This window comes from Paenarthrobacter sp. NCHU4564, assembly GCF_052156435.1.
In the GTDB taxonomy this organism is placed as follows: Bacteria; Actinomycetota; Actinomycetes; order Actinomycetales; family Micrococcaceae; genus Arthrobacter.
Map to the genome: position 1 here is coordinate 22,769 of NZ_JBQLIS010000023.1, position 22,828 is coordinate 45,596.

At 66.2% G+C, this 22,828-nt stretch carries 22 protein-coding genes and 1 riboswitch; of the genes, 15 read left to right on the top strand and 7 right to left on the bottom strand.

All coding sequences use genetic code 11. The annotated features are described in order from the left end of the window. Window positions 1-2 precede the first annotated feature (2 nt). On the bottom strand, window positions 3-1,673 hold the full coding sequence (locus ACSVIE_RS18440; protein WP_442424771.1) for a DEAD/DEAH box helicase: 1,671 nt from the start codon (window positions 1,671-1,673) through the stop codon (window positions 3-5). Window positions 1,674-1,964: 291 nt separating this feature from the next. Next, entirely contained in the window at window positions 1,965-3,434 is a 1,470-nt protein-coding gene (locus ACSVIE_RS18445) for an RNB domain-containing ribonuclease (RefSeq protein WP_442424772.1), read from the bottom strand. 41 nt (window positions 3,435-3,475) lie between these two features. Here ACSVIE_RS18445 and ACSVIE_RS18450 point away from each other — a divergent pair, with 41 nt between their 5' ends. Next, entirely contained in the window at window positions 3,476-4,144 is a 669-nt protein-coding gene (locus ACSVIE_RS18450; protein WP_442424773.1) for a ferritin-like fold-containing protein, read from the top strand. Window positions 4,145-4,147: 3 nt separating this feature from the next. Here ACSVIE_RS18450 and thiE read toward each other — a convergent pair whose 3' ends face one another. Continuing rightward, on the bottom strand, window positions 4,148-4,831 hold the full coding sequence (thiE, locus tag ACSVIE_RS18455; RefSeq protein ID WP_442424774.1) for a thiamine phosphate synthase: 684 nt from the start codon (window positions 4,829-4,831) through the stop codon (window positions 4,148-4,150). A 27-nt stretch (window positions 4,832-4,858) separates the two neighbouring features. Next, window positions 4,859-4,976: riboswitch (TPP riboswitch) on the top strand. Between thiE and thiO the strand changes: the two genes are divergently transcribed. The 3 genes from thiO to ACSVIE_RS18470 all read left to right on the top strand — a co-directional run bounded on the left by thiO (window position 4,970) and on the right by ACSVIE_RS18470 (window position 7,297). Next, window positions 4,970-6,247, top strand: a complete 1,278-nt coding sequence (thiO, locus tag ACSVIE_RS18460; RefSeq protein ID WP_442424775.1) for a glycine oxidase ThiO — start codon at window positions 4,970-4,972, stop codon at window positions 6,245-6,247. (Overlaps the previous riboswitch by 7 nt.) Continuing rightward, window positions 6,244-6,480 carry a sulfur carrier protein ThiS gene (gene thiS / locus ACSVIE_RS18465; protein ID WP_426003419.1) on the top strand — a complete coding sequence of 79 codons (237 nt, stop codon included), beginning with the start codon at window positions 6,244-6,246 and terminating at the stop codon, window positions 6,478-6,480. The genes thiO and thiS overlap by 4 nt, the downstream gene beginning before the upstream one ends. A gap of 4 nt (window positions 6,481-6,484) precedes the next feature. After that, a complete protein-coding gene (locus ACSVIE_RS18470; protein WP_426003417.1) occupies window positions 6,485-7,297 on the top strand; it encodes a thiazole synthase in 813 nt (270 codons plus the stop codon). Between the two features lie 85 nt (window positions 7,298-7,382). Here the strand turns inward: ACSVIE_RS18470 and ACSVIE_RS18475 are convergent, their stop codons facing one another. Genes ACSVIE_RS18475 through ACSVIE_RS18485 form a run of 3 tightly spaced genes read right to left on the bottom strand, consistent with a single transcriptional unit; the run spans window position 7,383 to window position 8,730 of the window. Next, entirely contained in the window at window positions 7,383-7,685 is a 303-nt protein-coding gene (locus tag ACSVIE_RS18475) for a hypothetical protein (protein WP_426003416.1), read from the bottom strand. 35 nt (window positions 7,686-7,720) lie between these two features. Continuing rightward, entirely contained in the window at window positions 7,721-7,945 is a 225-nt protein-coding gene (locus ACSVIE_RS18480) for a DUF3107 domain-containing protein (RefSeq protein WP_426003415.1), read from the bottom strand. A 50-nt stretch (window positions 7,946-7,995) separates the two neighbouring features. Next, on the bottom strand, window positions 7,996-8,730 hold the full coding sequence (locus ACSVIE_RS18485; protein WP_426003413.1) for a TetR/AcrR family transcriptional regulator: 735 nt from the start codon (window positions 8,728-8,730) through the stop codon (window positions 7,996-7,998). Between the two features lie 6 nt (window positions 8,731-8,736). Between ACSVIE_RS18485 and moeB the strand changes: the two genes are divergently transcribed. Beyond that, entirely contained in the window at window positions 8,737-9,936 is a 1,200-nt protein-coding gene (gene moeB / locus ACSVIE_RS18490) for a molybdopterin-synthase adenylyltransferase MoeB (protein ID WP_442424776.1), read from the top strand. A gap of 93 nt (window positions 9,937-10,029) precedes the next feature. Here moeB and ACSVIE_RS18495 read toward each other — a convergent pair whose 3' ends face one another. Beyond that, window positions 10,030-11,352 (bottom strand): glutamyl-tRNA reductase, encoded by a 1,323-nt coding sequence (locus ACSVIE_RS18495; RefSeq protein ID WP_426003410.1) that lies wholly within the window; start codon window positions 11,350-11,352, stop codon window positions 10,030-10,032. A gap of 159 nt (window positions 11,353-11,511) precedes the next feature. Here ACSVIE_RS18495 and hemE point away from each other — a divergent pair, with 159 nt between their 5' ends. The 10 genes from hemE (at window position 11,512) to ACSVIE_RS18545 (ending at window position 22,763) form a co-directional block, all read left to right on the top strand. Further along, the gene (gene hemE, locus ACSVIE_RS18500; protein WP_426003409.1) at window positions 11,512-12,627 is read left to right on the top strand and encodes a uroporphyrinogen decarboxylase; all 1,116 of its coding nucleotides are present in this window, start codon (window positions 11,512-11,514) and stop codon (window positions 12,625-12,627) included. Window positions 12,628-12,632: 5 nt separating this feature from the next. Then, the gene (gene hemG / locus ACSVIE_RS18505; protein ID WP_442424777.1) at window positions 12,633-14,090 is read left to right on the top strand and encodes a protoporphyrinogen oxidase; all 1,458 of its coding nucleotides are present in this window, start codon (window positions 12,633-12,635) and stop codon (window positions 14,088-14,090) included. A 72-nt stretch (window positions 14,091-14,162) separates the two neighbouring features. Continuing rightward, entirely contained in the window at window positions 14,163-14,864 is a 702-nt protein-coding gene (hemQ, locus tag ACSVIE_RS18510; protein WP_426003405.1) for a hydrogen peroxide-dependent heme synthase, read from the top strand. After that, window positions 14,861-16,084, top strand: coding sequence for a ferrochelatase (locus ACSVIE_RS18515; RefSeq protein ID WP_442424778.1), 1,224 nt, complete (start codon window positions 14,861-14,863; stop codon window positions 16,082-16,084). The genes hemQ and ACSVIE_RS18515 overlap by 4 nt, the downstream gene beginning before the upstream one ends. Then, the gene (hemC, locus tag ACSVIE_RS18520) at window positions 16,081-17,079 is read left to right on the top strand and encodes a hydroxymethylbilane synthase (RefSeq protein ID WP_442424779.1); all 999 of its coding nucleotides are present in this window, start codon (window positions 16,081-16,083) and stop codon (window positions 17,077-17,079) included. The genes ACSVIE_RS18515 and hemC overlap by 4 nt, the downstream gene beginning before the upstream one ends. Beyond that, window positions 17,066-17,953, top strand: a complete 888-nt coding sequence (locus ACSVIE_RS18525) for a uroporphyrinogen-III synthase (RefSeq protein ID WP_442424780.1) — start codon at window positions 17,066-17,068, stop codon at window positions 17,951-17,953. The genes hemC and ACSVIE_RS18525 overlap by 14 nt, the downstream gene beginning before the upstream one ends. Further along, complete coding sequence (hemB, locus tag ACSVIE_RS18530) at window positions 17,950-18,930, top strand: porphobilinogen synthase (RefSeq protein WP_442424781.1); 981 nt, start codon at window positions 17,950-17,952, stop codon at window positions 18,928-18,930. Before ACSVIE_RS18525 ends, hemB begins: the two co-directional genes overlap by 4 nt. Then, window positions 18,930-20,009, top strand: a complete 1,080-nt coding sequence (locus ACSVIE_RS18535; RefSeq protein WP_442424782.1) for an LLM class flavin-dependent oxidoreductase — start codon at window positions 18,930-18,932, stop codon at window positions 20,007-20,009. The genes hemB and ACSVIE_RS18535 overlap by 1 nt, the downstream gene beginning before the upstream one ends. A 61-nt stretch (window positions 20,010-20,070) precedes the next feature. After that, window positions 20,071-21,390, top strand: a complete 1,320-nt coding sequence (hemL, locus tag ACSVIE_RS18540; protein WP_442424783.1) for a glutamate-1-semialdehyde 2,1-aminomutase — start codon at window positions 20,071-20,073, stop codon at window positions 21,388-21,390. A gap of 107 nt (window positions 21,391-21,497) precedes the next feature. After that, window positions 21,498-22,763 carry a glycoside hydrolase family 3 N-terminal domain-containing protein gene (locus ACSVIE_RS18545; protein ID WP_442424784.1) on the top strand — a complete coding sequence of 422 codons (1,266 nt, stop codon included), beginning with the start codon at window positions 21,498-21,500 and terminating at the stop codon, window positions 22,761-22,763. Window positions 22,764-22,828 lie beyond the last annotated feature (65 nt).

Consider the following 22,828-nt stretch of genomic DNA (forward strand, 5'->3'; position numbering starts at 1 on the left):
CTTTAGGCCTCGCCGTTGCCGGACGCCGTGCTCTTCTGCTCGCCGGAGACAACCTCGCCGTTGCGGCGGCGGGTGCGGGGACGGCGCGTGCGGGCGGGCTTGGTTTCCGCAGCGGCAGCCGATGCCTCGGAAGGACCGGCAGCAGGGGCTGCTTCGGCATCGGACGTACGACGGCGGCGCGTGCGGTTGCGACCGCCCTCGCCCTGGGTTTCGCTGCGGTTTTCGTCAGACCGGCTATGGCTGCGGCCCCGGGTTCCGCCGCGGCCCGAACCACCGGAACGCGAGTTCTTCTTGCCGGTCTCGCCGAGGTCCTCGAGGACTTCGGCGTCAACGCCGGCCAGGGTGCGCCGGCTGCGCGGCAGGCGTCCCTTGGTGCCTTCGGGAATGTCGAGGTCCGTGTACAGGTGCGGCGAGGACGAGTAGGTTTCCACCGGCTCCGGAACGTTGAGTCCAAGGGCCTTGTTGATCAGTGCCCAGCGGGGCACGTCATCCCAGTCCACGAACGTGACGGCAGTTCCCTTGTTGCCTGCGCGGCCGGTGCGGCCTACGCGGTGGAGGTAGATCTTCTCGTCCTCCACGCACTGGTAGTTGATGACGTGGGTGACGTCCTCGACGTCGATGCCGCGGGCTGCGACGTCGGTAGCCACCAGCACGTCCACCTTGTTGTTCCGGAACGCGCGCAGTGCTTGCTCGCGGGCGCCCTGCCCCAGGTCTCCGTGGATGGCGGCAGCAGCGAAGCCGCGATCCACCAGTTCCTCGGCGACCTTCGCGGCAGTGCGCTTGGTCTTGGTGAAGATAACGGTCCGGCCGCGCCCCTTAGCCTGCAGGATGCGGGCCACGACCTCGGTCTTGTCAAGGCTGTGCGCGCGGTAGATAAGCTGGCGGATGTCGCGCTTGGTCATGCCTTCGTCGTTGGGATCAGCGGCCCGGATGTGGGTGGGCTGGGTCATGTAACGGCGGGCCATGGCAATCACGGGCCCGGGCATGGTGGCGGAGAACAGCAGCGTCTGGCGCACTGCGGGCGTTCCGGCGATGAGGGTTTCAACATCGGGAAGGAAGCCCAGGTCCAGCATTTCGTCGGCTTCGTCGAGGACCACGATCTTGACGTTCTTGAGGCTGAGATGGCGCTGCTTGTAAAGGTCGATCAAACGGCCGGGCGTGCCCACGACCACCTCGACGCCCTTCTGCAAGGCCTCGATCTGGGGCTCGTAGGCCCTGCCACCGTAGATCGTGGCGATGCGGGCGTTGCGCTTGCGGGACGCTGTCTGGAGGTCGTTGGCTACCTGCACGGCCAATTCGCGTGTCGGAACGATCACCAGGGCCTGTGGCGCTCCCGGCACGGCGAGCTTGTCATAACCGGCGTCGTCGCGTCCCAGGACCCGCTGCAGCGCGGGAATGCCGAAGCCGAGGGTCTTGCCCGTTCCGGTTTTTGCCTGGCCGATGATGTCGTGTCCGCTGAGTGCAACGGGCAGGGTCATGGCCTGGATGGGGAAGGGATGGGTGATGCCGGCGTCGGCCAGGGACTCGACGATGTCGGCGCGGACGTTGTAGTCCGCGAACGACTTTTCTTCGAGCTCGTGGGGAGCTTCGTCCGAGGTGATGGTTTCCTCGGGCTCGATCGACTCGGTGCCGGTGGCGTCCGTCAGGACTTCATGGGTGTGCAATTCACTCACAGGGAGTTTCCTTATTCATTTGGGCATTGGCGCTGCACGCTCAACGGCGGCCGCAAAGCCGTACCGGAGCACGGACGGGCGCACAAGCAATTCCAGTGGAAGCCGATCGCGGGCTATCTAAGTACTGGCACTGGGGACCAGTTGGTACATCTCAAGATCGCGTAGGGGCGGGCTTGTTGATTTCAAGAAAAGGACTGAATCAACGACCGGGCATCCATTACTACAGGCCCAGTCTATCCTCTGCGGACCCCAAACCCCGGATCATAAGCGTATTCCCGCCGCGGAACAGCCTCAGGGCAGGAGTTCGAAACGGATTTCCCGTGCCGCGATGTCTGCCTTCACCAGCCGGACCCGGACCTTGGTGCCCGACTCAAGTTCGCCGTCGCACTTTGCCGTCACGGCAGGTTCCGCGATCTGGATGGTGCCGAAAGGACCGTTGCCGTTCCCGTTGTTGCCGTTCCCGTTGGACGGCTTTGACCCCGAGATCACCACGGCGTCGAATTCGTCCCCGATCCGGTCGGCCACCAGGGCCGCTTCCACCGTGTCCAGGGCCAGGCGCTCCAACCGTCCAGCGAGCTGGTCTGAGGCTGCCATGATCTCCGGCAAGGTAGGCAACGCCTCGCGTGCCCAGTCCGGGATGTCGTGGCCGTTGCTGAGGGCCTCGCAGATCACCAGCACAAAGCGGTCTATCAGGCGGCGCAGCGGGGCAGTCGTATGCGCGTACGGCGCACCGATGGCCGCCTGGACGACGTCGTCAGGGACATCGCCGTCGAAGGGCGTGTAGCCGGCGCCGCGGAACAGCGTGCCCGCCGAGTGCAGGATTGCCAGCTGGCGCGGATCGGACGCGTCCAGCGTGCGGAGGTATTCACCATAGGTAATGCCGCCGTCCCACGGCTTTCCCAAGGCCTGCGTCTGGCGCTTGAAGTGCAGCAGTGAGCGCTCATCCGGGGCGGGCATGGTCCGCAGGATGCCTACCTTGCCCTCCAGCATCAACTGCGCTGCCGCCATGCCAGTCATCAAAGAGATCTGGGCGTTCCAGTCTTCCACCGGCAGCGAAGGTGCGGCTGCAATCCGGTAGCCACCTCCGCCTGTTGCCTGGACAATCTCCTGCTCGGGCATGTTGAGGCTGGCGCCGCCACGCCGGCGTTCCAGCTCGACGCGCTTGAGTCCCACTTCCTTCAGGAGCCGAAGCACCTCAGGCGCCGTGCCGGCGTCGAGCTGCTCCTGGGCGCCCTTGTAGCTCAACTTGGCGCGGCTGCGGACGGCGGCCCGTGACACGGACGTGCCAGCAACCTCACCGTTCGGGTCCAGCGTGAAGTCCCAGACGAAAGCACCACAGTCTTGGTCCGCCAGGAGGCTGCCGGCGTTCTCGCTGATCACCTCCGGGTGCAGCGGGATCCGGCCATCGGGCGCATAGAACGTCTGGCCGCGCTGCCGGGTCTCCGCGTCCAACGCACCGCCAGGGGCAACAAAGGACGGCACATCGGCTATGGCATACAGGACCTTGTAGCCGTCGCCGTCGCGCTCGATGAAGAGGGCCTGGTCAAGGTCCGTGGAGCTGGCAGGATCGATGGTCACGAACGGAACGTGCCGCAGGTCGTGGTCCGGCAAGCGGTGCTCTTCCACCGCGCGTCTGGCCTCCTCCACAGCCGGTGCCGGGTACTCCCGGGGAAGATCCAGCTCCGTCCTCAAGGCAGCCAGGGCATCGGCAAGCTGGTCCGTGGAGTCGTCGACGTTGGGAGCTATCCGATGATGTGACACGAAAGTCACATTAGCCCGAAAACCGCCGATAGTCTTGAAGCATGGGCACTTCCCAGGACAGCAATGCTCCAGTTGGCACCCTGGCGATCGAGCTCCTTGGGGCCATGGCCTACGGGGAGTTGTCGGCCTTCGGGAGGCTGTCCGCGGACTCCCGGCATGCTCCCACCCTTCGGGACCGGGCCATGCTGGGCAAGATTGCCGTGGGAGCCTACGGAAACTTCGCCATGATCAGCGACCACCTCGCCGGGTTGGGCGTTGATCCCGAGGATGCCATGCTGCCATTCCAACAGTCCTTTGACCACTTCCATGAGCGCACCCGGCCGGGCGACTGGTACGAGTCGGTCATGAAGGCCTACGTCATCGATACGGTCTCGGCTGACTTCTACCGTACCGTCGCAGGATTCCTCGACGCCCGAACACAGGTGGTCGTGCACCAGGTCGCTTCTGCCGACCATGCCACGGAGGCCCTCCGCATCCTGCTGCGGAAGGCGCTCGCCGACGACCCCAGGCTCTCGTCACGACTCGCGCTGTGGGCACGGAGGCTCGTGGGGGAAGCGCTGACGCAGGCACAGCGGGTGGGACTGGAACATCCCTGGCTGGGCCCCGTGCTCAAGGCCGGCGGGGAGGCGCGGGAAGCGGTGGGCCGCTTGACTGCGGACCTGGCAGCGGGGCACGGACAGAGGATGTCGGGCCTGGGGCTGGCCCCCTGACCGTCAGCGGCCGGCGTCGAGGGCCTCGAGCAGCGACCTTGCCGCCGCCGTCGGATCGTCCGCCTCCGTGATGGCGCGAACCACCACGATCCTTGCGGCACCTGCGGCCACTACGTCCTCGACGTTGCCGAGGTCGATCCCGCCGATGGCGAACCAAGGCAGATCAGCGCCAGCGGCGTCGTTCCCGCGGGCCCGTTCCACTGCTTCTGCGGCAAATGTGACCAGCTCCAGTCCAACGGCCGCGCGACCGGGTTTTGTGGGAGTGGCCCATACGGGTCCGACACAGAAATAGTCCAGCCCGCCCGGCACCTGCGACGCCGCGATGGCGGCATCGGCCTGTTCCGGAGTGTGGGTGGAGAGGCCGATCGCAGCACCGGGCAGGAGCTGCCGGGCGGCCGGAAGCGGAAGGTCCTTCTGGCCGATGTGGAAGACCGGAGCCCCGGAAACACTGGCAACATCGGCCCGGTCGTTGACCGCCCACAACTTTCCGTGGCGTGCAGCGGCCTTGCCGAGGACCTCCAGGAGCTCCAGCTCCCGGCCGGCCTCCAGGGACTTGTCCCGGAGTTGGATGATGTCCACGCCACCGGCGAAGGCGGCGTCCACAAAGTCCGCAAAGTCCTCCTTCTCCTGGCGTGCGTCGGTGCACAGGTAGAGGCGGGCAGAAGCAATGGCGTTGGGCTGGGTCATGGAAACCAGAGTAGTTCCTCTAAACTGGGCTCGTACTGCGGGAGCCGTGGCAGCGTCATATGACTGCCCGGCTGAGAGGGCTTCAGCGCCGACCGCTTGACCTGATCCGGGTAATACCGGCGTAGGGAAGGGAAAAACATGGTCGTACCCCGGCCCGTTCCGGAAACAGCACCGGACCTTGAAGCAGATGTGATCGTCATCGGTGGCGGGATCATCGGATTGGGCATCGCGCACGAGGCCCGGGCGGCCGGCCGTTCGGTGGTGGTGGTCGATCCCGCACCTGCCACGGGGGCCACTTTCGCAGCAGCAGGCATGCTCGCCCCCGTCAGCGAACTCCACTACCAGGAGGAAGACCTCCTGGAACTCATGCTGGAATCAGCCCGGTTGTGGCCGGCTTTCGCGGCGGACCTCGCCGGACGTGGAGCAGCCATCGGTTACTGCACGACGCCGACACTTGGCGTGGGTGCCGACGCTGCCGACCGCCGTGCCTTGACCGATCTGCGGTCCGCCCAGCTTGCGGCCGGATTGGCCGTGGCGCCGCTGGCCCTGCGGGAAGCGCGGGAGCGCGAACCGCTTCTGAGCCCGCAAATTTCCTGTGCCTTCGATATCCCCGCCGACCACCAGGTGGACCCGCGGAGGCTGGCCGCCGGCCTGATGTCGGTCCTGGCCTCCCATTCTCCGGAAGACCAGACCTGGGTCGCCGGGGCCGCCGACGGTTTCCTGGTGACGGAGTCCGCAACCCGGTTGCTCCGCGAGGAGGACCGGGTGCTGGGTGTGGGGCTGGAGTCCGGCATCAAAGTCCGGGCTGCGGAGACGGTGGTGGCCAACGGACTCGGCGCCGGCAGGCTCGACGGACTCCCTGATGGGCTGTCCCTTCCCGTTCGTCCCGTCTACGGGGATATCCTTCGGCTTCGCGTGCCGGAGCACCTGCGCCCGCTCGTGACAGCCACGGTCCGGGGAATGGTGCGCGGGGTCCCGGTCTACATCGTCCCGCGTGACGACGGGACTGTGGTCATCGGGGCAACCCAGCGCGAAGACAACCTTTCTGCCACGTCCAACGCAGTCTCAGCCGGAGGTGTCTACCAGCTCCTTCGCGATGCCCAGGTCCTGGTGCCCGCCGTCGCCGAACTCGAGCTGCTCGAGGCCACGGCACGTGCACGGCCAGGCACACCGGACAACGCACCCTTGCTGGGACGGGTGACCGGCAGCACCGGGGAGGTTCGCGGACTGGTCATCGCCACCGGCTTCTTCCGCCACGGCGTCCTCCTCACCCCGGTCGCGGCAAAGATCGTGGGCGGGCTGCTGGGCGGCTCCGGCGACCCGCGCTGGTCGCGGTTCGCACCGGACCGCTTTGCGCCAACTGAACAGCATGAACTTCCTCCCGGACCACGCACGTCGATCAAGGAACCCGCATGAACATCAAACTCAATGGCACTGCCCGTTCAGTGCCGGACGACGCATCCGTCAGCACCCTCGTCAGCGACGTCACCGGCCGCGCCCTGGACCACCGCGGTCAGGCGGCCGACGGCGGCAAGCTGGGTGTCGCCGTCGCCCGCAACTCCGAAGTAGTCCCGCGGAGCCAATGGGCCGCGACGGCCCTGGCCGACGGCGATGAACTCGAACTCGTTACTGCGGTCCAGGGAGGCTGAGAGGATGACCATCACCAGCACAGGCAACACGCGGCAGACCGGGACCGACGACGCCCTGGTCATAGACGGAGTCGGATTCTCGTCCCGCCTCATCATGGGAACCGGAGGGGCGCCGAGCCTGGACGGACTTGGTGCGGCGCTCCTGGCCTCGGGCACCGAACTCACCACCGTGGCCATGCGCCGGTACTCGCCGGCAGAGACGGGCTCGCTTTTCCAGCTCCTGGTGGACAACGGCATCCGCGTACTGCCCAACACGGCCGGATGCTTCACTGCCAAAGACGCGGTGATGACGGCCGAACTGGCCCGTGAAGCCCTGGAAACCGATTGGGTCAAGCTGGAGGTCATCGCTGACGAGCACACTCTCCTCCCGGACGCAGTGGAGCTGGTGGATGCCACGGAGCAACTGGTGAACCGGGGTTTTAAGGTGTTCGCCTATACCAACGATGATCCTGTCCTTGCCCTGCGCCTGGAGAACCTCGGAGCCACGGCCGTCATGCCTCTGGGATCGCCCATTGGGACAGGCCTGGGCATCCTGAATCCGCACAACATCGAACTGATCGTGTCCCGTGCCTCCGTTCCCGTGGTGCTGGATGCGGGCATTGGCACGGCATCGGATGCGGCGCTGGCCATGGAACTCGGCTGCGACGCCGTCCTGCTGGCTACCGCGGTGACCAGGGCCCAAAACCCTGCGCAGATGGGCGAGGCGTTTAAACATGCGGTTGCGGCCGGCCGGCTCGCCCGGCGTGCCGGCCGGATACCGCGGCGCGAGCACGCTTTGGCGTCCTCTGCCATGGAAGGCCGTGCCGAGTTCCTGTGACCGGCGCTGCCTTCCCTGCAGCGGCGGGGACTTAAACGGCTGTGGCCACCACCCGAGGGGTGGTGGCCACAGCCGTTGCCGGAACCTAGAGCCGGAGGGCCTTGGTCAGGGCCGCAGTGTCGTGCGCTGTGCGCTGCCGGCCCAGGAAGACCGCTACGCCCGCAGCTGCCGCCGTGCCCAGCACAATCGGGAGGACCCACGGGATCCACGTCAGGCCGGGCTGGTAGCCCAGGCCGAACGCGATGAAGATGATCCAGGCAACCGTACCTGCAGCCGCAGCGACGCCCGCCGGCACCGCGATGCCGTACTTGCTGTGGCGCTTGTCATTGGCCCACACAATAAAGCCGGTGGCAACGGTGGCAAGCACCACGACGACGAGTGACAGCATCGGTTCTCCTTGCGGCTGGCTATGAAACGGTGGCTCTAGAGGGCGCCAAAGCCCACGCGGCGGACTTCCTCGGCGCCGATCTCCACATATCCCAGGACGCTGCCCGGAACGATCACCTGGCGGCCTTTCTCGTCCGTGAGACGCAGGTCAGACCCCTTGGAGATAGCTTCCCCTACGATCTTGGCGACGGCCTCGGCATCGAGGGCGGATTCGAGCACGATTTCGCGGCCAACATTCTGAATGCCGATTTTTACTTCCACAGCAAGGCCTCCAAGCCAGTCAAGAGTTTAGTCAGTCCTCTATTTGTAGCTTAGGACTCTTTGGGGAATCGACTGATTCCGCGCCAAGCTAAACGATAGATCAGATCGCTGGCGACATCGAGGTCGAGGTTCCCGTCCGTTTCCAGCCAGTAACGCGCGCTGACCTGCGCCATTCCCGCCAGGCCCCGGCCCAGGAGCTGGGCCTCCAGAGGGGGCAGTTTGGTGTCTTCCGCGATCACGCGGGCCACGGCGTCGGCAAAGGTCTTGTTGAACGTTTCCAGCCGGGAACTTACGTCGGGATCGTTGATGAGGTCCGATTCGAACACCAGGCGGTGCGCCTGGTCGTCGTCGGCGATGAACTTGTAGTACGCACGCATCACGGCCTTGACGCGTTCCTTGTTGTCAGTGGTGGAGTTCAAGGCGGTGAGCATCAGTTCCGTCAACGCGGCCAGGTGGCTGTCCAGGAGTGCCATGTAAAGCTCGCGCTTGGAGGGAAAGTGTTGGTACAGGACGGGCTTGCTCACGTGGGCGGTCTCGGCGATTTCATCCATGGCAGCACCATGGAACCCATTGGAAACGAACACTTCCAAGGCAGCATTGAGCAGCTGCGCGCGGCGTTCATCCCGCGGCAACCTCGCTGAACGCGTGGTGCCGCTCCGTTCCTGCTTAGCCGGTGATCCGTCGCTTGCCCGTGTGCCGTCAGCCACAGTCTGCCGCCTTTCCCTTGCAGTTATGACCACTGTACCCGTGGGTAATATGACCGGGCGGCATCGGCAGGCATACATTGGGGTATGGCCTCAATTCCTGCTGCCCGCACCGCGCCCGCCGTCCTGCCGCCCCTTGTTGAACCGGCCGACGCTCTGACGCCGGCCGAGGTGGAGCGTTACTCCCGGCATCTCATCATTCCGGAAATCGGCGCGCTGGGCCAACGGAGGCTTAAGAATGCGAAAGTCCTCGTCATAGGGGCAGGCGGCCTGGGTTCACCGGCACTGCTGTACCTGGCTGCAGCCGGCGTGGGGACCCTCGGGATCGTGGACGACGACGTCGTGGATTTGAGCAACCTCCAGCGCCAGGTGATCCACGGGGTCAAGGATGTGGGTTCGCCCAAAATTGAGTCAGCACGGAACGCGATCGCGGAGCTGAACCCCCTGGTCACCGTGGTTCTGCACGATCTCAGGCTTGACGCGTCCAACGCCCTGGACCTTTTTGCCCAGTACGACCTCATCCTGGACGGCGCGGACAACTTCGCCACGCGGTATCTGGTCAATGACGCCGCTGCCATCCTGGGCAAGCCCTACGTATGGGGTTCCATCTTCCGGTTTGACGGCCAGGTCAGTGTCTTCTGGGCGGAGCACGGCCCCACCTACCGCGACCTCTATCCCGAGGCGCCGCCCGCCGGCTCAGTGCCGTCCTGCGGGGAAGGGGGAGTGTTCGGCATGCTGTGCGCGGCCGTGGGGTCCCTCATGGTGACCGAAGCGGTCAAGCTGATCACCGGCGTCGGACGTTCCTTGCTGGGGCGCGTGGCGCTCTTTGATGCCCTAGGTGGAAGCTGGCGCGAAATCAAGGTTTCCAAGGACCCTGAAGCCGCGCCCATCACCGAACTGACCGACTATGAGGCTTTCTGTGGCATCACTCCCGCAGCAGAAACGGACCGGGAGCACACCGTCTCCCCGGAGGAGCTGTCACGGATGCTGAAGGAGCGTGCTGAGGGGGAGCGGGACTTCGACCTCGTGGATGTCCGGGAGTCGGGGGAACACAGCATCGTCAAGATCGAAGGTTCCGTGCTCATCCCGCAGGGCAGGATCCTCGCGGGCGAAGCGTGGGTGGATCTGCCGCAGGACCGGGACATCGTCTTCCACTGCAAGGCGGGCACGCGTTCGGCTGCCGTGCTGGAGGCCGCCAGGACGGCGGGCTACACCAGGGTCAGCCATCTCGACGGCGGTATCCTCGCCTGGGTGCGCGACGTGGAGCCGTACAAGCCGGTCTACTAGGCACCGCCGGTGTACCAGGCAGCCAGGCGCAGCAGCAACGCAGTAGCAACGCGCAGCAGCAAGGCGCAGCGATCCAGCGCCCGGCGCTGATTCTCAGGCGCTTTCGGAGCGCAGCTGTTCGTGGTCTACCGGGCATTCGGCGGCAGGCGCGGCAACCTGGGGCTGCTCGACCTGGATGCCGTAGAGTGCCTCGAGGGCTGCCACATAGTCGTCCTGCTGGCCCTTGGCGGCAAGCTCCCTGGCCCGGACGGTGGGAACATGGAGGAGCTGCTTGACCATGCGGCGGAGGGCGAACTCCACTTCTTCGGCAGCAGCCGTGCAGCCGTGGCGGGCGCGCACTTTTTCCATCTCGGAATCCAGTACGTTCATGGTGTGGCGGCGCAGGGCCACGATCGCCGAATCCACCGAGCGCGATTCACGCTCCGATTCGAAAGCCTGGGCGGCGGTGTTGACGATCGTGCTCGCCTGGGACAGGGACTCGGCCTGCTCCTGGGGCGCCGCGAGGCGCACGGATTCCAGGGTGAGCAGTTCAACTCCGTCCAGTTCCCCCACGGCGGGGTCGAAGTCGTGGGTGAGGGCGAGGTCGATCGCGATCAACGGCTTGCCGGAGTTGGCGCGGACCCGCTCCAGGTCTGCCGCTTCGACGCGGGTATCGGATCCGCTGCAGCCGATCATGACATCTGCCGCAGCCACGGCAACGGGCAGGGTGTCGGCATCCAGGGCCGTGCCGCCGCGGGTGGCCACGAAGCCTTCGGCGCGGCCGGAGGAGGAGTAGACCGAGATGTCCGTACAGCCGCGTTCACGCAGCAGGGACATGGTGGCGCCGGCGTAGGCGCCCGTACCGAAGACGACCACTTTCTTGGTGGACCAATCCGCGGAGTCCGACAAATCCGTTGCGAGGTCCAGGGCCACGGACACGATGGACAGGCCGCGTGAGCCCAGGGCAGTCTGCGCCCCGACGTCCTTGGCGGTCTTGGATGCCGCTTGGAAGAGCCGCACCAGCCCGGAGCTGGCGGTACCCTCCTGCTGCGCGGTGATCAGGGCACGGCGTACCTGGCCGGCGATTTCACGCTCTCCCACCACAGCCGAATCAAGGCCGGCACTCACGGCGAAGAGGTGGCGGGTGACGTCTGGCCCCGTGTTGGTGCTGAAGGAGCGGGAGACGAGTTGCTCGTTGAGTCCGCTGAGCTCGCTGATCTGGGAAACGAGGGCCGAGCGCGCGGCTTCAAGGTCCGCGCCATTGGCCGTTTCGCCATAGATTTCGTAGCGGTTGCAGGTGGCCAGGACCACCGTTCCGGAGACCACCGGAGACCCGGACAGGGCCGAAGTGGCAAGCCCGGAAGAACCGTTGCTCAGTTGAGCGACGGTTTCGAGATCGATGTCGGCGTGTGTAGCCACCAATGAGAAAAGAACCACAGCAACCCCATCATAGCTTTTTCGTAGCTCGGTAGAACAATGCCCGGCAGTGGGAATCGACACCGGGCAGGGTGATCCGCGCCACTCCGGTGCCCGACGGGTCTGTACATGACAGCCTGTCGTTATCTTTTGGCCCGGATTTTCGGCACAATCGAAGGCATGACTTCAAGCGCGGCAGCTTCCAACAATACGGCCATCAATGCCCCGGCGGGGATCCTCGGCGCCGACCATCCGCTGGTGGACGGCCGTACTTCGGACTCTCCGCTGATCACCGCCTACCGCGGTGGTACGCCCTCCCGCAGGCCGGTGTGGTTCATGCGCCAGGCAGGCCGCTCCCTGCCCGAATACCTCAAGGTCCGCGAGGGTGTCGCCATGCTTGACTCCTGCCTGCGACCGGAACTCGCGGCGGAAATCACCCTGCAGCCGGTCCGTCGGCACGACGTCGATGCCGCAATCTTCTTCTCGGACATTGTCATTCCGCTGAAGCTGGCAGGCGTGGGAGTGGACATCGTGCCGGGCGTGGGACCGGTCCTGGACAAGCCGGTGCGTACTGCAGAGGACGTTGCGGCTCTTCCGCAGCTGACCTGGGAAGCGCTTGAACCTATCCGGGAGGCTGTCCGACTGACTGTTGCCCAGCTGGGCAAGACGCCGCTGATCGGATTTGCCGGTGCTCCCTTCACGCTGGCTGCCTACATGGTGGAGGGCCGGCCTTCACGCGACCACCTGGGACCGCGGACCATGATGCACGCCGATCCGGAAACCTGGGCAGCGCTGGCCGCCTGGGCTGCGGACGCATCGGGTTTGTTCCTGCAGGCACAGCTGGAAGCGGGTGCCTCCGCCGGACAGCTCTTCGATTCCTGGGCCGGTTCGCTGGGCCTTGGAGACTACACCAAGTATGTGGCCCCGGCTTCGGCGCGGGCCCTGGAACACGTCCGCGGGCTGGGTGCACCCTTGGTGCACTTCGGTACGGGAACCTCCGAGCTCCTGGTAGCCATGCGCGATGTCGGCGTGGACGTCGTGGGCGTGGACTACCGGCTTCCGCTCGATGAGGCGAACCGCCGCCTGGGTGGCGCGGTTCCCTTGCAGGGCAACATCGATCCCGCCCTTTTGTCCGCTCCGTGGGAGGTGCTGGAGGCCCACGTCCGCGAGGTGATCGCGGCCGGTTCCGAGGCGCCCGGCCATGTCCTGAACCTGGGACACGGCGTACCGCCGGAGACCGACCCCACCGTGCTGACCCGCGTGGTGGAACTCATCCACTCCATCCCGGCCAAGTAGGACTGATGCGCGGGGGACACGCACCTTCCCGTCCTGCTGCCATCGTGGTAGGCGGTGGAGTCTCCGGCCTGGTGGCTGCCCGGGAGCTAGCGCTGGCCGGACATGCCGTGACGGTCCTCGAAGCGACGGAGGCGTGGGGCGGATGTGTCGGCCGGCACGAGGTGGCCGGCCTGGCCCTGGACAGCGGGGCGGAGTCTTTTGCGACGCGCTCGTCTGCGGTTGCGGATCTGGCCGCCGCACTGGGGCTGCAGGACAACATCGTCGCTCCGCATCCTGGCGGCGCGTGGGTGCAATTGCCCGATGGACCCCGCGAACTCCCCAAGACGGGGGTGCTGGGTATCCCGGCGAATCCCTGGGATCCGGAAGTGCGGAGGTCCCTTGGCTGGGCCGGGGCCTTCCGGGCCTCCCTGGACCGGTGGCTTCCGGCGTCCGTTGGCAGTTCACAAGATGTGACCAGCGTTGCTTCCCTGGTCCGGCAGCGTATGGGCCGGAGGGTCCTCGAACGACTGGTGGCTCCGGTTGTTGGTGGTGTCCACTCCGCCGATCCCGCCTTGCTGGATGTCGACATGGTGGCGCCGGGCCTGCGCACGGGCCTTCGCGTCCACGGCTCCCTGGCGGCGGCCGTGGCGGCGCAACGCAAAGCTGCGTCCGCGTCGGGGCCGGCACCCGCCAAGGCCGGTTCCGCCGTCGCCGGCTTGAAAGGCGGCATGAATACCTTGGTGGAGGCGCTCGTCAAAGATGCGCGGGACCGGGGCGTGTCGCTGTTGAGCGGACGGCGCGTGGACGGCATTGCCAAAACAGCCACGGGCTGGCGGGTCACCGCGGGTGAATCCACGTACGACGCCGGCAGGCTCGTCGTGGCGCTCGACGGTCCCGCCGCCGTCGGGCTTCTTGGGAAGGCCCTGCCGGAACTGACCGGCTTGCGCCCGGCGGCAGGGCCGCTGGTCAGCCTGGTCACGATCGTGGTGGACCTTCCCCAACTCGACGGCCGCCCGCGCGGTACCGGAATCCTGGTAGCGCCCCAAACGCCGGGAATCACTGCGAAGGCTTTGACCCATGCCACCGCCAAGTGGGACTGGTTGGCAGAAGAGGCCGGTCCGGGAACGCACGTGCTGCGGCTTTCATACGGGCGGCGGGAAGAAGCCGGGGGAGAAGCGGTGGACCTGGTCCTGTCCGACGACGAACTCCTGGCAGCGGCCCTTGCCGATGCCTCGGCCCTGCTGACGGTGCCGGTCACCGGTGCCGACGTCCTGGACTGGGACGTGGTGCGGTGGGATGGAGCGTTGCCTTTTGCCGCCGTCGGTCACAAACAGCGGGTTGCCGAGGTGCGGAGAGTGTGCGCTGCAGCCAACGGCTTGACCGTGGTCGGCGGGTGGTTGGCAGGCAACGGCCTGGCCGCCGTGGTGTCCGACACCCAGGCCCAGCTGGCGGACACGGTGGACCCGAAACCCTCCAGAGTGTGATTTGCATCACTTCTACGTGCTGTAGAACTATTCCGTTTCGACTTAGGGGCCGGCACGGGGCAAACTTGAACCATGAGCCACACTTCTGCCGAATCTGTCACTAAAACTGCTGGAACCGAGGAACAGTTCTACACGCTGTGGACGGTCTTCAAGCGCTCGGCCGACGTCCTGCGCAGCGACGACGCTGTCGAGGAATTCGAGACCCTGGTCGGGAAGCTCGCTGCGAACGGCGTGATCCTCCGGGGCAGCTACGACGTCTCGGCCATGCGCTCGGACGCCGACGTCATGGTGTGGCTCCACGGCGCCAAGCCGGAAGACCTGCAGTCCGCAGTGCGGGACATCCGCCGCAGCGCACTTTTTGCGGGCACTGGGATCGTATGGTCCGCCATGGGTGTGCACCGCGAGGCCGAATTCGCCAAGAGCCACGTCCCCGCCTACGCACGCGGTGTGGAACCCAGCACCTGGCTTTGCGTCTACCCGTTCGTCCGCTCCTACGAGTGGTACCTCCTGCCGTCCGAGGAACGCGGCAAGATGCTGCGGGACCACGGGCTCCTGGGCCGTGAATTTCCCCAGGTCATCTCCAACACCGTCTCATCCTTCGCCCTGGGTGACTGGGAATGGATCCTTGGCCTTGAAGCACCTGAGCTGGTGGACCTCGTTGACCTGATGCGCCACCTCCGTGCCACCGAGGCCCGCCACCACGTCCGTGAAGAAATTCCCTTCTACACCGGCCGCCGCATCTCGGCCGCCGAGATCGCCGAGGTCCTGGCATGAGCGAACTCCTTGTCTCCACCGAGCCCAACGCCGTGACGGAGCGTGGGCGCCAGGAGCCGCAGAACTATGACGCCGTCCTCCTGGCCTCCTTCGGCGGTCCCGAGGGCCAGGAAGACGTCATCCCCTTCCTGCGCAACGTCACCCGCGGCCGTGGAATCCCGGACGAGCGGCTCGAAGAGGTCTCCCACCACTACCGGGCGTTCGGCGGCATCAGCCCCATCAACCAGCAAAACCGCGAGCTCAAGGCCGCCATCGAGGCCGAACTCGCCAAGCGCGGCATCGGGCTGCCGGTGCTGTGGGGAAACCGGAACTGGGACCCCTATATCGCTCCGGTCCTGCAGGATGCTTACGACGCCGGCCACCGCCGGATCCTGATGCTCACCACCAGCATCTACTCCTGTTACTCCAGCTGCCGCCAATACCGCGAGGACATCGGCGTCGCGCTGACGGAAACGGGCCTCGACGGCAAGCTCCAGGTGGACAAGATCCGCCAGTACTTCGACCACCCCGGCGTGGTGCAGCCGTTCCTTGAGGGCACGGCTGCGGGCCTGGAAGAGATCCGCACCAAGCTCGCCGCTGCCGGGGAAGCCGATCCGGATTCGGTCATCCGCGTGCTTTTTGCCACCCACTCCATCCCCACGCGGGATGCCGAAGCTGCCGGCAGGTCCGACGACGAACCGCGGGACTTTGCCGAGGGCTCCGCCTACGCGGCCCAGCACCTTGCCAACGCCCAGGCCATCATGGATGCCGTGGCACCGAACGTGGCCTGGGACCTTGTGTACCAGTCGCGCTCGGGCGCACCGCACATTCCGTGGCTTGAGCCAGACATCAACGACCACCTCGAGGAGATCGCCCCCACCGGCGTCAAAGGCGTCGTCATCGTGCCGCTCGGCTTTGTCAGCGACCACATGGAAGTTGCCTGGGACCTGGACACCGAAGCCCTGGAAACCTGCAGCAACCTCGGCATCGAGGCCACCCGCGTTCCCACGCCGGGAACCCACGCTGCCTTTGTGTCCGGCCTGGTGGACCTGATCTGCGAACGCACGGTGGAGAACAACATCGCCGACCGCCCGCACGTGACGGGACTGGGGCCCTGGTACGACGTCTGCCGGCCCAACTGCTGCGAAAACTTCCGTGGGGCCAAGCCCGTCATTTCGGAGGTTGGTTCCACCACCGGAACCTCGCACGACCCCTACCCTGCCGCGGAGGCCACCAAGTGACCGTAAGGATCGGCACGCGGGCCAGCAAGCTCGCGCTGACCCAGACCCAGCAGACAGCCGACCGGTTGGCCGCTGTGGGTGGCTTCCCCGTGGAACTGGTCCACATCCGCACCGAGGGCGATGTGAAGACGGGATCGCTGTCCCAGATGGGTGGCACCGGAGTCTTCGTGGCTGCGCTGCGGGATGCGCTGCTCGTGGAAAACTGCGACGTCGCCGTGCATTCCCTCAAGGACCTGCCCACCGGGCCTGCCCTTGGCCTGAGCATCGCCGCCACGCCTCAGCGCGTGGATGTGCGGGACGTCCTTTGCGCGCGTGACGGGCTGACGTTGGCCGAACTGCCCGGTGGCGCAAAGGTAGGCACAGGCTCGCCCCGACGCGCGGCCCAGCTGCGTGCAGCGCGTCCGGACATTGAAGTTCTGGATATCCGCGGAAACGTGGACACCCGCCTCAACAGGGTCCCGGGCCTGCCTGGCAACACCGTGGCCGATGTCCTGGAAGGCAAGTCCAACGACCTCGACGCCGTGGTGCTCGCCGCCGCAGGGCTGGAACGCATGGACCGCCTGGACACCGTCACGGAATTCTTCGACACCTCGGTAATGTTGCCGGCTCCCGGACAGGGTGCGCTGGCCATTGAATGCCGTACCGCCGATGCCCCGCAGCGCGAGGACTCGGCCGACGGCGGCAACATCGTGCTGGCGCAGGCCTTGGCCGCACTCAACGACGACGACACCCGGCTTGCGGTCACCGCCGAGCGGGCAGTTCTGGCAAGGCTGGAAGCCGGCTGCGCTGCCCCCGTAGGCGCCTACGCCTACCGCAAGGGAAGCATGCTCCATCTCGAAGCCGTGGTGTGCGCAGTTGACGGCACAAAAACAGTCCGGGAAAAGAAAGCAACCGACGGCTTGACCGAGGTAGGCGCCACCCTGCTGGGCATCGAGGTCGCAGAACTCCTCCTCGCTGCCGGTGCGGCGGAGATTGCCGATCTTGCAGCGTCCTGATCTGCCGCAGCATGCAGGCCTGGCCGGCCGGCGCATCCTGATTACCAGGAGTGCCGACCGCGCCAGGCCGCTTGCTTCCCTCCTGGCCGGCCTTGGCGCGGAACCCTGGATCCTTCCCCTCATCGACTTTGAGCGCGCCCGGGACCAAGCACCCCTCGACCTGGCCTTGGACAAGCTGGCCCATGGCGATTTTGACTGGATGGTGATCACCAGCATCACCACCATCCGCGCCCTGCTGGGGAAGGCAGCTGAACGTGGGGTTGAGCCCGCCGCGTTGGTTCCTTCCGGAACCCGCATCGCCGTGGTGGGTGCGGCATCGCGCCATGCCCTTGAAGCGCTGGGCCTCACGGTCGCACTGGCTCCGTCGGGTTCCCAGTCCGCAGAAGGACTCCTGGCAGAGTGGGCTGCTGCAGAGCAACCTGCAGGACGTGTCTTCCTGCCCCAGGCTGATATCGCCGCTCCTGCGCTTCGGGACGGGCTGACGGTCCTTGGCGCAAGCGTCACCGCCGTGACGGCTTACCACACGGTCGATTACCCGGCCCGGCCGGAACTGCGGGTCGACGCCCCGCCGGGGTCCGCCGTCGTGGGTTCCGCTGACGCGCCCATCACCGAGCCAAGCCCGGAAGACGTCCGCGCCGCGCTGGCGGACCAGGCACTGGATGCCGTGGTTGCCGCCTCGCCGAGCGCCGCCCGGCGGATAGCTGCGACCCTGCTGCCATTGGGCACCTGCCGTTTCGTAGCGATCGGGCGTCCGACGGCGGAAGTAGCCGCCGCACTGGGGATCGCCGTTGCTGCGGTCGCCCGGGAGCCGACTCCAGAGGGCATCGCAGACGCCCTCGCATCAGTTCTAGCCAATGAAGGGAACCCAGCATGAGCTTTCCACACCACCGGCCCCGCCGCCTTCGCACCACACCGGCCCTGCGCAAGCTCACCGCAGAGAACCGCCTTGTCCCGGCCGACCTGATCCTTCCGGCCTTCATCCGGGAAGGACTGACGGAGCCAAGCCCCATCACCTCCATGCCGGGTGTGGTGCAGCACACCACCGACACCCTCAAACGTGCTGCCGCTGAAGCAGTGGAACTTGGCGTCGGCGGCATCATGCTGTTCGGTGTGCCCCAGGTCCGGGACGCCCGCGGTACGGCTTCCCTGGACCCTGACGGGGTCCTGAACAAAGCGATCCGCGATGTCCGGTCCGAGGTGGGCGACGCCCTGGTGGTCATGAGCGACGTATGCCTGGACGAGTTCACCGACCACGGCCATTGCGGCGTGCTTGATGCCGACGGGTACGTGGACAATGACGCCACGCTGGAAATCTACGCCCGGATGGCTGTGGCCCAGGCGGACGCCGGCGCGCATGTGCTCGGACCCTCGGGAATGATGGATGGCCAGATCGCCGTGATCCGGCAGGCGCTGGAGGATGCCGGTCACAAGAACACCGCCGTCCTGGCCTATGCGGCCAAGTACGCGTCGGCGTTCTACGGACCGTTCCGGGAGGCTGTTGACTCCCAGCTCAAAGGCGACCGCCGTACCTACCAGATGGACGCCGCCAATCGCCGGGAAGCCATCCTGGAAGTGGAGCTGGACCTCGAAGAAGGCGCAGACATGGTCATGGTCAAACCTGCCATGAGCTACCTGGATATTCTTGCGGACGTAGCGGCCATGAGCCCGGTGCCGGTTTCGGCCTACCAAATCTCCGGGGAATACGCCATGATCGAAGCTGCCGCCGCCAACGGGTGGATCGACCGGCGCGGTGCCATCACCGAGTCAGTCCTCGGCATCAAGCGTGCCGGTGCTGACAACATCCTCACCTACTGGGCCTCCGAGCTGGCAGGCTGGCTGAAGGAGTCCTGATGAACCCCGTCCCCGCCGACCCCACCGCCCCCGTGCCGGGCGACCGCATCCTGCTTGGACTCAACACGTTCGGTGATGCCGGCGTGGACGCCGACGGCAATCCGAAGGACCATGCCCGGGTCCTGCGTGAGCTGCTGGAGGAAGCAAAGCTGGCTGACGCCGTCGGAATCCATGCATTCGGCGTGGGGGAGCACCACCGCCGCGATTTCGCCGTGTCTGCCCCCGAGGTGTTCCTGGCGGCCGCCGCGGCGGTGACATCCCGGATCCGCTTGGGCTCTGCCGTTACTGTCCTCAGCTCGGACGATCCCATCCGTGTCTTCCAGCGGTTCGCCACAGTGGATGCCATAGCCAATGGCCGCGCCGAAGTCATGCTGGGCCGTGGTTCGTTCATCGAGTCCTTTCCCTTGTTCGGGCTGGACCTCGCGGACTACGAGGTCCTGTTCGAGGAGAAGCTCGCACTCTTCGACCAGGCACGCGCCCAGAAGCCCATCCACTGGGAAGGCCGGACCCGGCCGGGCATCAACGGCCTGCAGGTGTACCCGCACCTGCAGCACCACCTGCTGCCCGCCTGGATTGGCGTGGGCGGAACGCCCGAGTCCGTGCTGCGGTGCGCGGAGTACGGCTACCCCATCATTTTCGCGATCATCGGTGGCGAACCCCGGCGTTTTGGCCCGCTCGTCAAGCTGTACCGGGACGCCATGGCCAAATACGGGCATCCCATGCAGCAGATTGCCACGCATTCGCCGGGGTACATCGCGGACACGGACGAGGCCGCCCGCGAGGAACTCTTCCCGCACTGGCTCGAACAGCGTAACCGGATCGGTGCCGAACGTGGCTGGGGGCCGGGCAACCGGAGCGAGTTTGACGCCATGTGCGGCCCCGAAGGCGCGCTCTATGTGGGATCTCCGGAAACGGTTGCCCGGAAGATCGTGCTGCTCAAACGCAACCTCGGCGTCGACCGCTTCGACCTCAAATACAGCAATGGAACCCTGCCGCACGGCTCCATGATGCGTTGCATCGAACTGTACGGAACCGAAGTGGCACCCCGGGTTGCGCAACTGCTGGCCGAGGCCCCGTAAGCGCTGCGCACCCCTGGCGCTTCCCCGGAAGCTGCCGCCAAAGACTGAGAGAATAGGAACCATGACTTCAAACACCCCTGTGTCCGACCAGCTGTTCGACCGCGCCAGGTCCCTGATGCCCGGCGGCGTGAACTCCCCGGTGCGCGCCTTCGGTTCAGTGGGCGGAAACCCCAAGTTCATGGTCTCGGCCAAGGGGGCCTACCTCACCGATGCCGATGGCCGGGAATACGTGGACCTCGTGTGCTCCTGGGGTCCCGCGCTTCTTGGACATGCCCACCCGGCAGTACTGGATGCAGTCCACGCCGCAGTGGACCGCGGCCTGTCCTTCGGTGCTTCCACTCCGGACGAAGCCAACCTTGCCGCGATCGTCAAGGGGCGGGTTTCAGCCGTGGAGCGCCTCCGCATGGTGTCCACGGGCACGGAAGCAACCATGACCGCCGTACGCCTCGCCCGCGGCTTCACAGGACGCAACCTCATCATCAAGTTTGCGGGCTGCTACCACGGACACCTGGACGGACTGCTGGCATCTGCCGGGTCCGGCGTGGCAACGCTGGCCCTTCCAGGATCGGCGGGCGTCACTGAAGCCACCGCTGCGGAAACCCTGGTTCTTCCCTACAACGACCTCGCTGCCGTCGAGGAAGCCTTCGCAGCCCACGGCAGCAACATCGCAGCAGTGATCACGGAGGCAGCCCCTGCCAACATGGGCGTGGTGACCCCCAAGGATGGCTTCAACGCCGGGTTGTCCCGGATCACCAAAGAGCACGGCTCCTTGTTGATCGTGGACGAAGTCCTGACCGGGTTCCGCACCGGCTACGCCGGCTACTGGGGCCTCACCGGGCAGCACGAGGGGTGGGTGCCGGACCTGCTCACCTTCGGCAAGGTCATCGGAGGCGGAATGCCGACGGCGGCACTGGGTGGCCGGGCGGATGTCATGGATTACCTTGCTCCGGTGGGACCCGTCTACCAGGCGGGGACGCTGTCCGGAAACCCGGTGGCCATGGCAGCAGGTGTGGCCACGCTGACGCACGCCACGCCGGAGGTCTACGCCCACGTGGACGCGCGTTCACTGGAGCTCTCCTCCGCGCTGTCCGCAGCCCTGGACGCAGAAGGAGTGGACCACTCCATCCAGCGGGCAGGCAACCTGTTCTCAATGGCGTTCGGCACGTCGGCCAACGGCGTCAACAACTATGCGGACGCCCAAGGACAGGAAGCCTTCCGGTACGCCCCGTTCTTCCACTCAATGCTCGACTCCGGCGTCTACCTTCCGCCGTCCGTGTTCGAAGCGTGGTTCCTCTCGGCAGCACATGATGACGCTGCCATGGGCCGCATTATCGATGCCTTGCCGGCCGCAGCGAAGGCGGCAGCAGCTGCAAGCGCATGATTCGTCCGGCAGCGGCAGGCTCGTGAGTTACCCCGGAGAGGAATACGACCGGATTCTTGGGTAGGCTCGTACATGGAAACCCACCCCCAACGAATTCACGGTTTGCCATGCGCACGTCCCAGCCAGCAGCATTCTCCCGTCTGAAGTTGGTGGCCGCCGGAGCCCTTGTCCTGATGGTCGGGGGTTGTTCCGGCGGCACTGGCGCACCGGGTCCGACGCCCTCCGGAAACGCCACGTCAACGCCGACGGCCGCCACCGTTACGCCCCCGCCCCCGGCCACCCCGCAAGCCGGGACAGGATCTCCGCCAGCGGCCTCCACGGTCCCGCCTGCTGCCGCGACGCCGGCGGAGGAACAGTTGGCCAGGCTCAGCCTCGAACAACGTGTGGGGCAACTCTTCATGGTCGCAGCGAAGGCCACCGGCGCCGAGCCTGGCACCCTGGAGGCGTTGAAGAGCTATCACGCGGGCAACGTGTACCTCAGCGGTCGAAGCAAGGCCGGGGCGGCAGCTACCGCCGACGTTGTTGCCTCCCTGACCGCTACGGTCTCGCCGGAGACCACCGGCGGACTTCCGCTCTTCGTGGCCACCGACCAGGAGGGTGGCTATGTGCAGGTCCTGTCGGGTCCCGGGTTTTCAACCATCCCTACGGCCGTGGAGCAGGCCCAGGCCGGTCCTGCCAAGCTCAGGGCGAATGCCGAACTATGGGGCAAGGAGCTCGTGTCTGCCGGAATCAACGTCAACCTTGCACCCGTCCTGGATACGGTGCCCAGTCCCGACTTTGCACCCTCGAATGCACCCATCGGCCGGTTCCAGCGCGAATATGGCTACACCCCGGCCCAGGTCTCTTCCCTGGGCAACGCCTTTGCCCAGGGAATGCAGGACGCCGGCGTGGATCCGGTGGTCAAACACTACCCGGGGCTTGGCAAGGTAGTCCCCAACACGGACGTCAGCAGGGATGTCCGGGACACTGCCACCACCCGCAACGATCCTGCGCTGGAACCCTTCAACGCAGCCATCAGGAACGGGGCGGATTGGGTCATGGTTTCGAATGCCTATTACGACAAGATCGACCCCGCAGCCATTGCGCCCTTCTCGCCGGTCGTCATGGAATCCATGCTCCGGCAGGACGCCGGCTTTACGGGCATTATTCTGTCCGACGACGTCTGCAGTGCCGCGCAACTGGAGCCGTGGACCGACGCTGACCGCGCGCTTAACTTCTTCGGCGCGGGTGGCACCATGCTGGTGTGCGCCGATCCCACCAGCATTCCGGCCATGTACGGGGCGGTCCTGGACAGGGCCGGGAAGGACCCGGCCTTCCGCGCCAGAATCGATGCCGCGGCGCTGACTGTCATCAGGGTGAAAACCGGGCAATAGCCGGCAGGACCAGACAGAAAAACCCCGCCTCCATCCCTTGCGGTCATGGAAGCGGGGTCTGCTGG

What these genes read in the sequence shown, in the direction of transcription:
- thiE (WP_442424774.1), bottom strand. Translation starts at nt 4,831, where the DNA reads ATGACCCAGCCCAACGCCATTGCTTCTGCCCGCCTCTACCTGTGCACC.
- hemE (WP_426003409.1), top strand. Translation starts at nt 11,512, where the DNA reads ATGACTTCAAGCGCGGCAGCTTCCAACAATACGGCCATCAATGCCCCG.
- hemB (WP_442424781.1), top strand. Translation starts at nt 17,950, where the DNA reads ATGAGCTTTCCACACCACCGGCCCCGCCGCCTTCGCACCACACCGGCC.
- ACSVIE_RS18470 (WP_426003417.1), top strand. Translation starts at nt 6,485, where the DNA reads ATGACCATCACCAGCACAGGCAACACGCGGCAGACCGGGACCGACGAC.
- moeB (WP_442424776.1), top strand. Translation starts at nt 8,737, where the DNA reads ATGGCCTCAATTCCTGCTGCCCGCACCGCGCCCGCCGTCCTGCCGCCC.
- hemG (WP_442424777.1), top strand. Translation starts at nt 12,633, where the DNA reads ATGCGCGGGGGACACGCACCTTCCCGTCCTGCTGCCATCGTGGTAGGC.
- thiO (WP_442424775.1), top strand. Translation starts at nt 4,970, where the DNA reads ATGGTCGTACCCCGGCCCGTTCCGGAAACAGCACCGGACCTTGAAGCA.
- thiS (WP_426003419.1), top strand. Translation starts at nt 6,244, where the DNA reads ATGAACATCAAACTCAATGGCACTGCCCGTTCAGTGCCGGACGACGCA.
- ACSVIE_RS18545 (WP_442424784.1), top strand. Translation starts at nt 21,498, where the DNA reads ATGCGCACGTCCCAGCCAGCAGCATTCTCCCGTCTGAAGTTGGTGGCC.
- ACSVIE_RS18485 (WP_426003413.1), bottom strand. Translation starts at nt 8,730, where the DNA reads ATGTATGCCTGCCGATGCCGCCCGGTCATATTACCCACGGGTACAGTG.
- ACSVIE_RS18515 (WP_442424778.1), top strand. Translation starts at nt 14,861, where the DNA reads ATGAGCGAACTCCTTGTCTCCACCGAGCCCAACGCCGTGACGGAGCGT.
- hemQ (WP_426003405.1), top strand. Translation starts at nt 14,163, where the DNA reads ATGAGCCACACTTCTGCCGAATCTGTCACTAAAACTGCTGGAACCGAG.
- ACSVIE_RS18475 (WP_426003416.1), bottom strand. Translation starts at nt 7,685, where the DNA reads ATGCTGTCACTCGTCGTCGTGGTGCTTGCCACCGTTGCCACCGGCTTT.
- hemL (WP_442424783.1), top strand. Translation starts at nt 20,071, where the DNA reads ATGACTTCAAACACCCCTGTGTCCGACCAGCTGTTCGACCGCGCCAGG.
- ACSVIE_RS18450 (WP_442424773.1), top strand. Translation starts at nt 3,476, where the DNA reads ATGGGCACTTCCCAGGACAGCAATGCTCCAGTTGGCACCCTGGCGATC.
- ACSVIE_RS18535 (WP_442424782.1), top strand. Translation starts at nt 18,930, where the DNA reads ATGAACCCCGTCCCCGCCGACCCCACCGCCCCCGTGCCGGGCGACCGC.